General features: G+C 30.9%; 16 protein-coding genes. All 16 read left to right on the top strand.

The annotated features are described in order from the left end of the window. Position 1: 1 nt before the first annotated feature. Positions 2-1,018 (top strand): flagellar motor switch protein FliG, encoded by a 1,017-nt coding sequence (gene fliG, locus ARA19_RS12595; protein WP_055071320.1) that lies wholly within the window; start codon positions 2-4, stop codon positions 1,016-1,018. Beyond that, complete coding sequence (locus ARA19_RS12590; protein ID WP_055071319.1) at positions 1,002-1,754, top strand: FliH/SctL family protein; 753 nt, start codon at positions 1,002-1,004, stop codon at positions 1,752-1,754. Before fliG ends, ARA19_RS12590 begins: the two co-directional genes overlap by 17 nt. Positions 1,755-1,766: 12 nt before the next feature. After that, on the top strand, positions 1,767-3,077 hold the full coding sequence (fliI, locus tag ARA19_RS12585) for a flagellar protein export ATPase FliI (RefSeq protein ID WP_055071318.1): 1,311 nt from the start codon (positions 1,767-1,769) through the stop codon (positions 3,075-3,077). Positions 3,078-3,083: 6 nt separating this feature from the next. Further along, positions 3,084-3,524, top strand: coding sequence for a flagellar export protein FliJ (locus ARA19_RS12580; RefSeq protein ID WP_055071317.1), 441 nt, complete (start codon positions 3,084-3,086; stop codon positions 3,522-3,524). Positions 3,525-3,533: 9 nt separating this feature from the next. After that, positions 3,534-4,907: a flagellar hook-length control protein FliK gene (locus tag ARA19_RS12575; protein WP_055071316.1), complete on the top strand. Its 1,374-nt coding sequence runs from the start codon at positions 3,534-3,536 to the stop codon at positions 4,905-4,907. Positions 4,908-4,921: 14 nt separating this feature from the next. Next, positions 4,922-5,644: a flagellar hook assembly protein FlgD gene (locus tag ARA19_RS12570; RefSeq protein WP_055071315.1), complete on the top strand. Its 723-nt coding sequence runs from the start codon at positions 4,922-4,924 to the stop codon at positions 5,642-5,644. 2 nt (positions 5,645-5,646) lie between these two features. Beyond that, entirely contained in the window at positions 5,647-6,039 is a 393-nt protein-coding gene (locus ARA19_RS12565; RefSeq protein ID WP_055071314.1) for a TIGR02530 family flagellar biosynthesis protein, read from the top strand. A 104-nt stretch (positions 6,040-6,143) separates the two neighbouring features. Continuing rightward, positions 6,144-8,729, top strand: a complete 2,586-nt coding sequence (locus ARA19_RS12560; protein ID WP_055071313.1) for a flagellar hook-basal body complex protein — start codon at positions 6,144-6,146, stop codon at positions 8,727-8,729. 71 nt (positions 8,730-8,800) lie between these two features. After that, the gene (locus ARA19_RS12555; RefSeq protein ID WP_055071312.1) at positions 8,801-8,992 is read left to right on the top strand and encodes a flagellar FlbD family protein; all 192 of its coding nucleotides are present in this window, start codon (positions 8,801-8,803) and stop codon (positions 8,990-8,992) included. 17 nt (positions 8,993-9,009) lie between these two features. After that, on the top strand, positions 9,010-9,831 hold the full coding sequence (locus ARA19_RS12550) for a motility protein A (protein WP_055071311.1): 822 nt from the start codon (positions 9,010-9,012) through the stop codon (positions 9,829-9,831). Then, positions 9,831-10,553 (top strand): OmpA/MotB family protein, encoded by a 723-nt coding sequence (locus tag ARA19_RS12545; protein WP_055071310.1) that lies wholly within the window; start codon positions 9,831-9,833, stop codon positions 10,551-10,553. Before ARA19_RS12550 ends, ARA19_RS12545 begins: the two co-directional genes overlap by 1 nt. Positions 10,554-10,575: 22 nt before the next feature. Next, positions 10,576-11,064: a flagellar basal body-associated FliL family protein gene (locus ARA19_RS12540; protein ID WP_055071309.1), complete on the top strand. Its 489-nt coding sequence runs from the start codon at positions 10,576-10,578 to the stop codon at positions 11,062-11,064. Between the two features lie 10 nt (positions 11,065-11,074). Beyond that, the gene (locus tag ARA19_RS12535) at positions 11,075-11,458 is read left to right on the top strand and encodes a flagellar biosynthetic protein FliO (protein WP_055071308.1); all 384 of its coding nucleotides are present in this window, start codon (positions 11,075-11,077) and stop codon (positions 11,456-11,458) included. Next, positions 11,451-12,224: a flagellar type III secretion system pore protein FliP gene (fliP, locus tag ARA19_RS12530; protein ID WP_055071307.1), complete on the top strand. Its 774-nt coding sequence runs from the start codon at positions 11,451-11,453 to the stop codon at positions 12,222-12,224. Before ARA19_RS12535 ends, fliP begins: the two co-directional genes overlap by 8 nt. A 19-nt stretch (positions 12,225-12,243) precedes the next feature. Next, entirely contained in the window at positions 12,244-12,513 is a 270-nt protein-coding gene (locus ARA19_RS12525; protein WP_055071306.1) for a flagellar biosynthetic protein FliQ, read from the top strand. Between the two features lie 8 nt (positions 12,514-12,521). After that, positions 12,522-14,351: a fused FliR family export protein/FlhB family type III secretion system protein gene (locus tag ARA19_RS12520; RefSeq protein ID WP_055071305.1), complete on the top strand. Its 1,830-nt coding sequence runs from the start codon at positions 12,522-12,524 to the stop codon at positions 14,349-14,351. Positions 14,352-14,365 lie beyond the last annotated feature (14 nt).

Below are 14,365 nucleotides of genomic sequence, written 5' to 3'. Positions count from 1 at the left end.
GATGGCTAGAGAAAATGGAAAATTAACAGGGGCTCAAAAGGCTGCCATATTATTTATAACTTTAGGTCCAGAAGCTTCATCAGGAATAATAAAGAAGCTTCCTGAGTCAGAAATACAAAAGATAACTTATGAAATAGCAAATATAAGTAGTGTGACTTCAGCACAGAGAGAAGGAATATTAGAAGAATTCATTCAGCTTAATAAGGTTAGAGATTATATAAAAGAAGGGGGCATAGATTATGCTAGAACTCTTCTTGCAAAGGCTTTAGGAGCTCAAAGGGCAGATGAAATAATAGATTCTGTTTCAGCCATAACTCAAAAAAATAGGCCTTTCGCCATAGCTAGAAAAGCAGATGCAACACAACTTTTAAATGTAATTTCTAATGAACATCCACAGACTATTGCTTTAATTCTTTGTTATTTATCACCAGAAAAGGCAGCTCAGGTAATTGGTGAGTTACCTGAGGAACTTCAAAGTGATGTTTCTTATAGAATAGCTACAATGAGTAATACTTCACCTGAAGTTATAAAGGAAATTGAAGCTGTTTTAGAAAGTAAATTACATTCTATTGTAAGAACTGAAGTAGCAACTTTAGGAGGAGTAGATACCTTGGTTAGTATATTAAATCAGGTTGATAGAACTACTGAAAAAAATATTACTGAATCTTTAGAAATAGAGGATCCAGAACTTGCTGATAAGGTTAAAAGCAGTATGTTTGTATTTGAAGACATACTTACTATTGAAGATGTATATATTCAAAGAATTCTTAGGGAGGTTGAAATTAAAGAGCTTGCTATGGCACTTAAGGGATGCTCTAATGAGGTCGCTGAGGCTATATTTAGAAATCAATCAAAGAGAGCTGCTGCTTCATTAAAAGAGGATATGGAATTCTTAGGACCAGTAAGACTTATAGATGTTGAAAAAGCTCAACAGCAAATTGTTAATTTAATAAGAAGATTAGATGAAGCTGGAGAGATTGTTCTTGCTAGAGGAGGAGAAGATGCAATCATCTTATAGTGTTATAAAGAGTGGAAATTTATATTCAGGCAATTTAGTTAAAGTAAATACTATCTATGAGAATAAAAAACATATAGAAGAATGTTTTAAGGCTGAGAGCATAAAAAATGAGAATATGAATGAAAGCTTTAAAAATTTAGGGGAAAATTTATTAAAACAAGCTAGGGAAGAAAAAGAAAATATATTAAAAGATGCCTATGATAAGGCAGTTAAGATTGAAAAAGAAACCTATGAAAAGGCTTATAAAGAGGGATTAGCCAATGGAGTAGAAGATGGCTATAAGGAAGCTTATGAGAAGAATATAGAAAGAGCTTTAGAAGAGGCTGAAGTCATAAGAAATGAGGCTATTGCTATGCTTCATAGAGCAAAAGTAGACTATGAAGAGTATTTATCTGCAAAGAGTGAAGAAATTTTAAAACTTTCCTATAATATAGTTTCTCATATTTTAAATGAAAATATAGGAAGTGAATATGGGGTGAATAAGTTTATAGAAAATGTTTTAAAAGATTCTAAGGATAGTAAAAGTTTTGTAATTAGAGTGAATGAAATTCATAGATTGCCTTTAGAAGAAGAATTAGCACGTTGGAAATTAGAATTTTCTTTAAAGGGTGAAGTGTTTATTTTAGAGGATAATTCACTTAAGGAAGGTAATGCCATAGTTGAAATGGAAAAAGGCAAAGTTGAAGTTGGAATAGATAAAGCTTTAGAAAGTATAAAGAACGAAATTTTTAGCTAATAAGGGGAAACTATGTTAGATATTGATTTTGAGAGACTAAATAGAAAAATAGTTAATTCAACAGCTTATTACTATGAGGGAAGAGTAAAAAAAGTTATAGGTTTAACTATAGAGGTTGAGGGCATAAGAGCAGCAGTGGGTGAACTTTGTATAATTTACAACCACAAAAATGAAGAAATTAAATGTGAAGTTGTTGGATTTAAAGAAAATGAAGTTCTGCTAATGCCCTTAGGTGAACTTGTTGGAATAGCTCCAGGGTGTAGAGTTGTTCCTCAGGGGAAACCTTTAAGTGTTAGATGTAGTGATGAGCTTTTAGGTAAAATTCTTGATGGAATAGGAGAACCTTTTTATGGTGATGGAATAAGTGGAGGAGAATTTTATAGTTTAGATAACTCACCACCAGATCCAATGACTAGAAAAAGAATTAAAGATATACTTCCCACAGGACTTAGAGCTATTGATGGCTTTTTAACCTGTGGAGATGGACAAAGAATTGGTATATTTGCAGGAAGTGGAGTTGGGAAAAGTACAACTCTTGGAATGATTGCAAGGGAAGCAAAGGCTGATGTTAATGTAATTTCTCTTATAGGTGAGAGAGGAAGAGAGGTTCTTGATTTTATAGAAAAGGATTTAGGACCAGAGGGGATGAAGAAGTCTGTGGTTGTTTGTGCAACTTCTGATAAACCAGCACTTATAAGACTTAAAGGAGCATTAACAGCAACAGCTATAGCAGAGTACTTTAGAGATCAAGGTAAAAAGGTTATTTTAATGATGGACTCTGTTACAAGGGTGGCCATGGCACAAAGAGAAATTGGATTGGCCATTGGGGAGCCACCAGCAACAAAGGGATATACACCATCAGTTTTTGCTATTTTACCAAGGCTTATGGAAAGAGCGGGAACCTCTGATAAAGGTTCTATAACAGCTTTTTACACAGTACTTGTTGATGGTGATGATTTTAATGAGCCTATAGCGGATACTGTAAGGGGAATACTTGATGGTCATATAGTTTTATCAAGGGCTTTGGCTCACAAAAACCACTATCCAGCCATAGATATTTTAAATTCAGTATCAAGGCTTATGCCTACTATAGCTGATAAAGAGCATATAGAAATTGCTTCTAAGGCAAGAAATATGTTGGCTCTTTATAAGGAATCAGAGGATTTAATTAACATTGGTGCTTATGTAAGAGGACAAAATAAGAATTTAGATTTAGCTGTAGAGCTTCAAGAAGAAATAAATAATTTTTTAAAACAAAAAATAGATGAAAGCTCGGAGTTTAATAATTCAATTGAGAACTTAAAGACTTTAATGAGAGGTTAATTTTTTATGGGTAAAGGGTTTGATTTCAAGCTTCAAAAAATATTAGACATAAGAATAGAAAAGGAAGAAGAAAAGGCCAGAATTTTTAAAAAAGCACAATGTGAAAAAAATGAAATTGAAGAAAAGATAAAAGAGTTAGAAGAGAGTTATATAAGATATAGCGAAGTTACCAATAAAGAAACAGTTGCCTATCAGAAGATAAAGAGAATTTATGTGCAAAATGTTTCAAGAGCTATTGAAGAAAAGAAAAAGGAGCTTCAGATAAAGGAACAAGAAGTTTTGTTTAAAAGGGAGGAAGCAAAAAAAAGCCAAATAGAAAGAAAAACTGTTGAAAAACTTAAGGAAAAAGAATATGAAAATTTTAAAAAGGAACAAGAAAGATTAGAAACGGTATTTAATGATGAGATGGCTTTATATGGTCATATAAGAAAACTTGAAAGGGGGTGAGAATAGTTAATGAAAATAGATATATTAAGTTCTATGGAAACTTTAGTAGTTCAAAGTAAAAGTAAAGAAGTTAAATTAGAGAATAATTTTAAGGATATATTAGATAAGGCAACAGCTACTAGAAATCAAAAGGATGACATAGTTGATTCTAAGAAAAGTGAAGTTAAAAAAGAAATCAATAGCACTAAAGATACAGAGAAAAAAACTATAAAAAATAATGAAAATGTTGTTAAAGATAATTGTGACAATAAGGAAGTTATTGAAGAAGGTTTATTAGATGGAGAAGGGCTTAAAGTTGTTGAAGAATTAATGGCATTTATTATGGGATTTAATGAAATGATTAATGAAGATTTAAAATCAGTAATAGATGAGATGAATTTAGAGACTTCTATTAATGAACTAAATGAAGAAGTGATTAGCAGATTACTTGCTCATAGTAATAATGAATTAATAGTTAAAAATGACTTACAAGAAATTATAAATAGCTTAGAAAGTGTTGGATTTGTAGAAAAAGATAATTTCTTAGTGAATCATATTAATGAGGTTTTAGGTAATTTAGTTGAGGAATTAGAAAAAATAGATTTAGTTTTAGAAAATACACCTTTGGTTAAGGAAAATGAAAATATAAGGGTTGAAATTAAGAATTTCATTGAAAATGGAAAAGCTATTATAGAAAAATTACCTAAAAATAATATTTTAAAAGATAATTCTGTGCACTTAAATGATGAGAATAGATTAGAGTCTGAAGAGCTTATAATTACTTCAAAAAATAGTGAAATAACTAAAGAAAAAACAGAAACAACCTTTAATAATAAAGGAGAAGAAAATAAAGAGTTTTCAGAATCAGAAAAGGAAGATTTAGTTTTAAATAAAATATTAGGTCATGAAATAAAAGACCATAAACCTTTTATAGCAAATAAAATTCTATCTATGAATAATGAAAATGTTGGTGAATTAAAAGAAGTTATAAATGTAAAAAGTTTTTCTGTAGATACAGTAAAAAATATGAAGTATATGGTTAATAATTCTATTAAAGAGTTAGTAGTTAAAGTTAATCCAGGGAATTTAGGAGATGTGACTATAAAAATTTCTATGGCAGGTAATGAAGTTAAAGCTAATATATCAACAGCTTCAAAGGAACTTTATAATTATATAAATTCAAGTGAAATAAAGAACCTGTTGAACCAAGAAAATATAAGGGTTTCAGAGGTTAATATTTCTTTGTATCAGGAAGATACAACTTTCTTTAGGGAAGGTAGTGAATTTAATGGTAGAGGTAATAATGAGAAAGAAAGAACTTTTAATAGAGAAGGCTTTAGTGCTCTAGAGGAAGGGATTGTAGAAGAAGTAAAGGACTTAAGTTCTTTAGATATTATAGTTTAAAAAGGAGAGAGGTTATGGAAATAAGATTAGCTGGAGCTAATAGTGGAAGAGCTACTGATAGGGGAACACCTATTGTAAAGCCAGGTGATGATATGGACAAGCATGCTTTTTTAAAAATATTATCAGCACAGCTTAGAAATCAAGACCCACTGGCATCAGATCAAGATTCTAGTCAGTATGTAACACAGATGGCCCAATTTACAAGTATGGAACAAATGCAAAATTTAAATGATACTATGACAAATTATGCAAATCAATCCTTAGTGGGTAAGGGAGTTACTGTTAATGATGTAGATGCTGAGGGGAATCCTTACACTGGAATTGTTAAAGCAGTTAATAAATCTGGTGGAGTGACAACAATTTCTGTTGAAGTAAATGAAGGAGGTAAAAATGTTTATAAAGAATTTGATATCGAATCTATTAAGACTGTTTTAGGAGTGCCTGATTATTCACTACCTGCAATAAATAATGTTAATGGAAATACATCATTCTTATTAGCATCATCCTTTATAGGGAAGGATGTAGAGCTCAGTGAAAAGGATAGTAGTAATAACAATTATATTGGAAAAGTTACTACTGCATTTAAGGAAGATGGGCTTATAAAGGTTAAGGTTAAATTAAAGGATAGTGATGAAGAAATCTCTGTAACCATAGATAAAATAAGTAAAGTTGGAATTTTTGAGAGTAAGGATGACAGCCAAGAGGATAGTAACGACAATATAGAGAAGAATAAGTAATTATGAGCTATAGAATAGTAAATGGACGAGTTTATCATACTGGTTTAAATAATAATTTCAATAATGGATATAACTCGGAAATTAGAGATAATTCAAGTAATAATTTTAAAAGTATATTAGATGAAAGGTTAAAAGATCATAGGAATATAGGTTTTAAAATATCTAATCATGCATCAGAACGATTAAGAAATATTAATTTGAATTCTATAGATTATAAGAAAATAGAAGAAGGTTTTGAAAAGGCAAGGGAAAAAAGTTCTAAAAATGCAGTGATACTTTATAAAGATATGGCACTAGTTGCAAGTATAGAAAATAGTACTTTAATAACAGTAGTTACTGATGATAGAGCAAAAGAGAATGTTTTTACCAATATAGATAGTTTAGTAATTTTATAATTTAGGCTGGACCAAGGATGGAAGCCTATGCTACATAGAACGATAGATATGTAGTTGAATATATGTCAAGGATGGTAATTGGGTAAAATGGAGGATGTTTATAGATGTTAAGATCAATGTATTCAGGGATTTCTGGTATGAAATCAAATCAAGTAAAATTAGATGTTATAGGAAACAATATATCAAACTTAGGAACTACAGGGTTTAAATCATCAACTGTTAAATTTCAAGATATGTTATCACAAAGTATAGGGGATGCCACTTCACCAAGTATGAATCAAGGGGGAGTTAACTCAAGGCAAGTAGGCCTTGGAGTACAGCTTTCAAGTATAGATACAGTTATGACACAGGGAACACTTCAACCAACAGGAAGAAATCTAGATTTAGCTCTAGATGGTGGTGGATTCTTTATGGTAAGTAAAGGACCTACTGTTTTTGGGGATAATACATTAGAAGTGAGTCATAAAGCTGGAGCACATAACATTTCAAGTCAATCAATAATAAACTCTGGGTCAGAAATGATGTTTTCAAGAGCAGGTACATTTACTTTAGATGAAGAAGGAAATCTTTTAACATCAGATGGATATAGAGTAATGGGTTATTCAGTAACTAATGATGATAATGGAATGCAACCAACAGGAAAAATACCAAATGGAGTATCAGCAGCAGGACTTGATTTTAGATTTGGACCTGGTTCTCAATTAAATGGCTATAAAGTAGTTATAGGAAAAGTTGGACCAGGAACAGTGACAGATGCAGAGGTTGATAAGGGAAGTAAAACAATAAAAATTCATGGTGACTTTTCAAAGGATTCTACTATTACAAAGGAAGCTATAGAAAGTGTAGCTAATAAAGCTCTTTCAGCAGCGGGAATATCTCAAAGATTAAATGTATCAGGTAGCCCAGTTCAATTTAATGAATTAGGAAGTAATACTGTAGAGGGAGGTTCTGATGCAACAGCACCAGCATCAGTTTCATTAATGGGAGTTACATTTAAGTTCTCAGAAGGTAGCAATTTAAATGGATACACAATAAAAGTTGGAGAAATAAAGTCTAATTCAACAGATGCAGTTTTAGATGAAAACGCAAAAACTATTACAATAAACAGTAACTTTATGGATAAAGGTGCTGTTACAGGACAAGAAATAGCAGATGCTATAAATGCAGTACTAAATGGAAAGAATATGTCGGTAACAGCTATAGGAAATCCATCTATAATACCAGGATTAGAAAGTACAAGTAAAAATGGTACAGATGGAAGTGTTCCAAATGCTGTGAAAAATGGAGCAGACGAAATAATAACTTTTGCACAAAATAATTCAGCAGATTCTACAGGAAGATTTTCTGAGTTAAATGGATACAAAATAAACATAGATGATAAGGCAAATAGTATTAATATAGATAAATCTTCAAAGGTTATAACTTTAAGTAAAACTGACCTTACTGCTGGAACTAAGTTCCAAGATGCTTTAAAGAATGCTGGATTTAAGAGTGTAGATGTAACTGTCACTACAACTACTGGAAATATACCTGAAAACGGTAGTTTTATTATTGGAAATGAAGGTAAGGATAAGAAAGCTCCTGATAAGGTGAGTATAGGTGGATTTACAATAGAATTACCAAAGGGAGATACTTTTAATGATTATACTTTTAAAATTGTAGATATTGAAGCTTCAACTTTATCAGCACAAGCAAATGCAAGTAATCCAAAGATAATTGAAATTTCAGGAGATTTCTTAAATGGAACAGTAACAGCAGATAATCTTAGAGATACTTTGAAAGCTTTACCTAATTTAACGGAAATAAAGGTATCAGGAAGAGCAAAGGTAGATTTAGAAGCAGAGTCAAATATGATTGATGGAGGTGCTGAACTTAAAGAACCTGGAGCACAAGAGGTTTTTGGAATGACTATAGAATTTGATGCAGGAGCTGCACTAAATGGATATAAAGTGGTTATTGGGGATACATCTCCAAGCACAAAAACTTCAGCTAATGTAGATACAAAGAATAAGACTATTGTGATTAATGGTGATTTTGTTAATGGTAGAGTAGCTGGAAGAGAAATTCAAAATGTTATAAATAGATCTTTAAAGGATAAAGGCATAGACCAAGGAGTTAAAATTCTTGGAACTCCTAATACAATAGATGGAACTATATCAGAGGAAACAAGTGGTGGTACACCTATTCAAAGTTTAGACCAAGATGGAGTAGTTAGCTTTGTTGATGGAGCTAAGGAGGTTAAGGCTTATGATGAAGGGTTAAAAACATTAAAAATTCCAGATAAGGTTAAAGACCCAGCATCAGGTGAAGAGTTAGCTGTTAAGTCATTTAATATAGACAAGAACGGAATTATAAACTGTATTTTAGAGAATGGTTCTGTGGCAGCTGTAGGACAAATAGCTATGGCAAACTTTAAAAATCCAGAAGGATTGGACAAGCTTGGTGGAAATCTTTATGCTCAATCAGCCAATTCAGGTGAGCCAACAATAAAGAGTGGTGTAGGAACTAGAGGGGATGATAATTCAAAGGGTTATGGAGACATGCTTCAAGGAATGATTGAATTATCTAACGTTGATTTGTCAGAGCAATTCACAGATATGATAACAACTACTAGAGCATTCCAAGCAAGTGGAAAGATAATTAACACTGGAGATGAAATACTTCAGGACATAATAAATCTAAAGAGATAGGTTTATTGATTTTTGTAAGTTTATCACTGAGGGAAGAAGGTACTTCCCTCTGATGATATTTAGGAGGGTATATGATTAGGTTAATTGCTATGAATAATCAAGAGTTTTTTCTGAATCCAGATCATATAGAAAAAATGGAGTCTGTACCAGAAACTGTTCTAACTTTAAGTAATGGTAGAAAGTATATAGTAAATGAAAGTCCAGAGGAAATCATTAGATATATTGTTGAGTTTAAAAAAAGAATTTTTATAAAAGGGATATAATTTAGGAGGCCAAGAAAATGAAAAAGGCAGATAATCTAACCCTAGTAGGAGTTTTATGTGGGTTAGCAATGGTTGTATGGGGAATGATGGGTGAATCTGGATTTGGGATATTTATAGATGCTCAATCATTGGCTATAACTGTAGGAGGATCTTTTTGTGCTTTATTAGTAACCTATTCTTTAGGTGACATAAAAAGAGTTGGTAAGTTAATACTTCAAAGTACTAAAGAAGAAGGGATAGCACCTTTAGAACTTACTAGTAAATTTGGAGAAATTTCAAAAAAAGCTAGAAAGGAAGGATTATTATCCTTAGAAGAAGAGATAAATGCTATTGAGGATGAATTTATGAAAAAAGGGCTTCAGATGGTTGTTGATGGAATAGAACCAGAAACTATATCTGAAATATTGGAACTTGAAATAGAACAAATAGAAGGAAGGCATAAAGTTGGGGTTGGCCTTATGAGAACTTGGGGAGAGTATGCACCAGCTTTTGGTATGGTTGGAACTCTTATAGGTCTTATAAAAATGCTTGCTAACTTAGGTGGAGATGTATCAGCTATTGCTGATGGTATGTCAGTTTCACTTATTACAACATTCTATGGAGCTTTATTTGCTAACCTAATATTTTTACCTATAGGTAATAACCTTGAGTTAAAAAGTAATAAAGAAATGAAAATAAAGGAAATGATGCTTGAAGGAATTTTAGCCATCCAATCAGGTGTAAATCCAAGAATTGTTGAAGAAAAATTACTTACATATATAAGCCCAGAAGAGAAAAAAGCTTATGTGGCTGAAGGCTCAGAAGGAAATTTAGGTAATGCAGAGGGAGCTATTGATTAATGGCTAGAAAAAGAAGAAAAAAAGATTCAGAGAATAAAGGTGGAGCAGGATGGATGGCCAGCTTTGCTGATACAATGACTCTTCTTATGACATTTTTTATATTGTTATATTCTATGGCAAGTGTAGAAGAGGAAAAAATGATAGCTATGGCTAATGCTCTTCAGAATGTTTTACAAGGAAAAAAAAGTGATGCTATTTTTGATTATAATTTATCAAATGGAGAAGCCACTATAATTAGTGCTGATGAAAAAGAATTAGAACAAAATGAAAGTGATTACACTTATGAAGAGCTAAAAAAATATATTGAAGGTAATAATTTAGAAACTTTAATGACTGTTGAAAAAAATGAGGAAGGAGTAGAATTACAACTTAGTGATAGTATTTTATTTCCTTCGGGGACGGCAGACTTACTAAATGAGAGTAAAACCATACTTAATAAGGTGGCAGAACTAATTTTAAATAGTAAAACAGATATTGTAATTGCAGGTCATACTGATAATAGACCAATAAAAAATAATAAATTCCCGAGTAACTGGGAACTATCAGTTCAAAGAGCTGTTAATGTAGTTAAGTATTTTACAGAAGGGAAAGGCATTACCTCTTCAAGATTTTCTGTTATGGGTTATGGTGAGCATAGACCCATTGGAGATAATAGTACAGAAGAAGGGCAAAGAGCAAATAGAAGAGTTAGCATTTTATTTAAGAATGTAGATAATAATTAAAAAATTATTATAGGGGGTAATTATGGGGAAAAATAAAAAATCTAGTGAGGAGAAAAAAACTATAGAAATTTCAAAGCCATTACTAATATCAATAGTTGTTTTAATTGTAATTTTTATAGGAAGTTTTGTATTTTTTACTTTTATGTTTAATTTAAATAAGTCTAAAGGAAATAAGGTTGCAGCACAGCAAACTGTAGAAAAGAAAGAGTTAGTTAATTTGGGCTTAGGAGAAGAATTTGTAGTTAATTTAGCAGATCAAGGTGGAAAGCGATATATAAAAACTAATATTGTTGTGGCTTATAACAAGAAAAATAAAGACTTTGCAAAGGTTGCAGAGGAAAAAACAATTGTTTTAAGGGATGCTACAATTAACTACTTAAAATTAAAAACAGTAGATGAAACAAAAGATACGGAGGCTATAAAAAAAGGGTTAATAGATGCTTTAAATAAAGCATTAGGATCTAAAGATGCCATAGAAGATATTTATTTTCAATCACTAATAGTTCAATAGGAGATTATTTATGACTTATATAGTATTGACAGTGAAATTAGCAATATTTACATTAGCTATAATTTTACTATTAGTAGGATTTTTAAAGTTAACAGATGGAAAGTTAAAGAATTTATCTAAGGGGAAATACATTAAAATAATTGAAAAAACTCCCCTTTCTAAAACTAGCAATATATATTTATTAAAGTTAGGTGATGAAGGGGCTGTTATAGTAACAAATGATAAAGGAGCCACAGTTTTAAAAGAGTTGTCAGTAGAGGAAATAGAAGATATTGAAAAAGCTAAGGAAGAAAGTTACTTAGAAATGAATAAAAAATACAAAGATGGATTAAATCAAATAAATTTATGGGGAAACTCTATGTTTAAAAAGGTTAAGGGGGAAAAAAATGAATAAGAAAAAATATGTTCTAGCTATAATACTCTTAGCCTTTGTAATTGTTGCAGGAATAAAAATGGAGGTTGTTGCTGAACCTAATAATATTCCATTACCAAATATAAATATATCAGTGGATCAGGCAAATTCACCAAAGGAATATGTAGGCAATATAAAGTTGTTAATAGTTCTTACAGTATTAACACTTTTACCTTCCTTCTTAATAATGATGACTTGCTTCACAAGAATAGCAATAGTTTTATCCTTTTTTAAAAGTGCTATAGGAGCACAACAATCTATACCAAGCCAAGTATTAGTTGGACTAGCATTATTCTTAACTATATTTGTAATGGCTCCAGTATATGGTGAGGTGAACAGTAAAGCTCTTACACCATATATGGAAAATAAGATTACTCAAGAAGAAGCTATAGAGCTTGGAACTAAACCAATTAAAGAGTTTATGCTAAAACAAACAAGGAAGAAAGATTTAGAGCTTTTTGGTGAATTATCAGGAGTAGAAAAAGGAACTTTAACTAGAGAAAATATACCTTTAACTACCTTAGTTCCAGCTTTTGCTATAAGTGAGTTAAAAACAGCTTTTGAAATAGGATTTTTAATATATTTACCATTCTTAGTTATTGATATGGTAGTAGCCAGTGTTCTTATGTCCATGGGAATGTTTATGCTACCACCAGCTATGGTTTCATTACCATTTAAATTATTATTATTTGTAATGGTTGATGGATGGCATTTATTAATTAAGTCTCTTGTACAGAGTTTTATGTAGAAATAGGGGAGTGATTTTAGTGACAGATACGTTGATTATGACAGTTGTTAAGGATTCTATGATGGTTGCTTTAAAGGTAGCTGGACCATTTTTAGCTGTTTCCATAATTCTTGGTCTTTTGATTAGTATTATTCAAGCTACTACTCAAATTCAAGAGCAAACTTTAACATTTGTTCCAAAACTTCTTGGTATTGCGGCCACTGGATTATTTCTAGGAACATGGATGTCACATACAATAGTAGAATTTACAAAAAGGATATTTGAAATTATAGGAACTATAACTATGTAGGAGGAATAATGGTAAATACTGATTACTTTTTATTATTAATATTAATATTTATTAGAATATCTTCTTTTTTAGTTATAACTCCAGTATTTTTTCCAAATGGAACACCAAAGATTTTAAAGGCAGCTCTTGCTATGGTCCTATCTTTTTTTATTATAGGATTTATAGGAGATGTAAGTTTACCAGACGTAAATAATAACATAGCTTTAACTATGGCTGTTATAAATGAAATTAGCTCAGGGTTAATTTTAGGTGTAGCAACTTCTTTATGGTTTAATTTTATTAAGATGGCTGGAAGTTTCATAGATTTACAAATGGGACTTGGAATGCTTAATATGTATGATCCAAATAGTAAAACTAATACAACTTTAATTTCAAATTTAACTCATTGGATTGCTCTTCTTATATTTTTTATTTTAGATGGGCATCACATGATTATAAGGATGCTAAAGGAAAGTTTCTCTATTATAAGCGTAGGACAAAATATGTTAGGTCAAAGTTCTTCAATGGTAATTATGGATTCTATGTTTTCATACTTTGTTTTAGCTATGAAAATATCATTACCATTAGTTTTAATAATAATAATTTCAGATATTGTAATGGGATTAATATCAAGAAGTGTTCCTCAACTTAATATTATGATACTTGGAATGCCAGTAAAGCTTCTGATAGGTATAAGTAGCTTTATTATTGCCCTTCCATTAATAATAAAGGTTATAGTTGGTGGAATTGATTTAATACCGGATTTATTTAAAGCTATTTTTAAAGCAGTTCCTTTGGTGTTTATATTCTCTGAAGAAAAAACAGAGGAGGCAACTCCAAAGAAAAAAGCAGATGCTAGAAAAAAAGGACAAGTTCCAAAAAGTAAAGAAGTAGGAACAGCATTAACTTTAGCTGCTATTTTAATTGTAATAATATTTTTAGGTGGGTACATAACAAATGGATTTAAATCAGTGATGATTTATTATTTCTCCATGGACTTTTCTCTTGCTTTAAAGGAAAGTACAGCAAGTAAAGAAGTTGTTCATGCCATAATGAATTTTGCAAAAATAGCACTCCCTTTAATATTACCAATTATGATAATGGGTATTGTTGCAAGTATAGCCCAAACAGGATTTTTATTTAGTAAGGAAGGAATTAAGCCATCCTTAGGTAAATTAAATCCTATTAAAGGTTTTAAGAATATGTTCTCTAAGAAAAATATCGTTGATTTATTTAAGAACTTTATAGTTATTTTTATTTTAGCTTATATTGGAATTGATTTTGTTAAAGAAAACTATGATGAAATAATGCAAATAGGAAATTTATATTTACCTACTTTTGGAGTTGAATTTAAAAATTTATTAGTAGGTATAATATCAAAGGTTGTTATGGTGTTAATTGTTATAGCAGGGGTAGATTATTTTATTCAATTTAGATTAAATAAAAAAGAAATGAGGATGTCAAAGCAAGAAATAAAGGAAGAATCAAAACAGTCAGAAGGAGATCCTCACATTAAGGGAAAAAGAAAACAAAAGCAAAGGGATTTTGCTATGAGTAGGATGATGCAAGCAGTGCCTAATGCAACTGTAGTTGTCACAAATCCAACGCATATTTCTGTGGCTATTTTATATGAAGAAAATTCGGCTTTTTCAGCACCTAAGGTAGTAGCTAAGGGAGCTGATAATATTGCCTTAAAAATAAAGGAAATAGCTAAAAAAAATGAGATTCCCGTCATAGAAAATAGACAATTTGCAAGACTAATATATGAAACCGTGGATATAGAACAAGAAATACCAGAAGAAATGTATAGAACTATGGCAGAAATCTTAGCAGTTGTCTATAAAATGAAGTCTAATTAATATAGGTGTAAAAC

Source organism: Clostridium massiliamazoniense (assembly GCF_001403635.1).
GTDB classification, from domain to species: domain Bacteria; phylum Bacillota; class Clostridia; order Clostridiales; family Clostridiaceae; genus Sarcina; species Sarcina massiliamazoniense.
This window is presented reverse-complemented; position numbering and strand designations above follow the sequence as displayed.

Bases quoted from the DNA above. Each gene is read 5' to 3' on its own strand.
- fliG (WP_055071320.1), top strand. From the start codon at position 2: ATGGCTAGAGAAAATGGAAAATTAACAGGGGCTCAAAAGGCTGCCATA.
- ARA19_RS12590 (WP_055071319.1), top strand. From the start codon at position 1,002: ATGCAATCATCTTATAGTGTTATAAAGAGTGGAAATTTATATTCAGGC.
- fliI (WP_055071318.1), top strand. From the start codon at position 1,767: ATGTTAGATATTGATTTTGAGAGACTAAATAGAAAAATAGTTAATTCA.
- ARA19_RS12580 (WP_055071317.1), top strand. From the start codon at position 3,084: ATGGGTAAAGGGTTTGATTTCAAGCTTCAAAAAATATTAGACATAAGA.
- ARA19_RS12575 (WP_055071316.1), top strand. From the start codon at position 3,534: ATGAAAATAGATATATTAAGTTCTATGGAAACTTTAGTAGTTCAAAGT.
- ARA19_RS12570 (WP_055071315.1), top strand. From the start codon at position 4,922: ATGGAAATAAGATTAGCTGGAGCTAATAGTGGAAGAGCTACTGATAGG.
- ARA19_RS12565 (WP_055071314.1), top strand. From the start codon at position 5,647: ATGAGCTATAGAATAGTAAATGGACGAGTTTATCATACTGGTTTAAAT.
- ARA19_RS12560 (WP_055071313.1), top strand. From the start codon at position 6,144: ATGTTAAGATCAATGTATTCAGGGATTTCTGGTATGAAATCAAATCAA.
- ARA19_RS12555 (WP_055071312.1), top strand. From the start codon at position 8,801: ATGATTAGGTTAATTGCTATGAATAATCAAGAGTTTTTTCTGAATCCA.
- ARA19_RS12550 (WP_055071311.1), top strand. From the start codon at position 9,010: ATGAAAAAGGCAGATAATCTAACCCTAGTAGGAGTTTTATGTGGGTTA.
- ARA19_RS12545 (WP_055071310.1), top strand. From the start codon at position 9,831: ATGGCTAGAAAAAGAAGAAAAAAAGATTCAGAGAATAAAGGTGGAGCA.
- ARA19_RS12540 (WP_055071309.1), top strand. From the start codon at position 10,576: ATGGGGAAAAATAAAAAATCTAGTGAGGAGAAAAAAACTATAGAAATT.
- ARA19_RS12535 (WP_055071308.1), top strand. From the start codon at position 11,075: ATGACTTATATAGTATTGACAGTGAAATTAGCAATATTTACATTAGCT.
- fliP (WP_055071307.1), top strand. From the start codon at position 11,451: ATGAATAAGAAAAAATATGTTCTAGCTATAATACTCTTAGCCTTTGTA.
- ARA19_RS12520 (WP_055071305.1), top strand. From the start codon at position 12,522: ATGGTAAATACTGATTACTTTTTATTATTAATATTAATATTTATTAGA.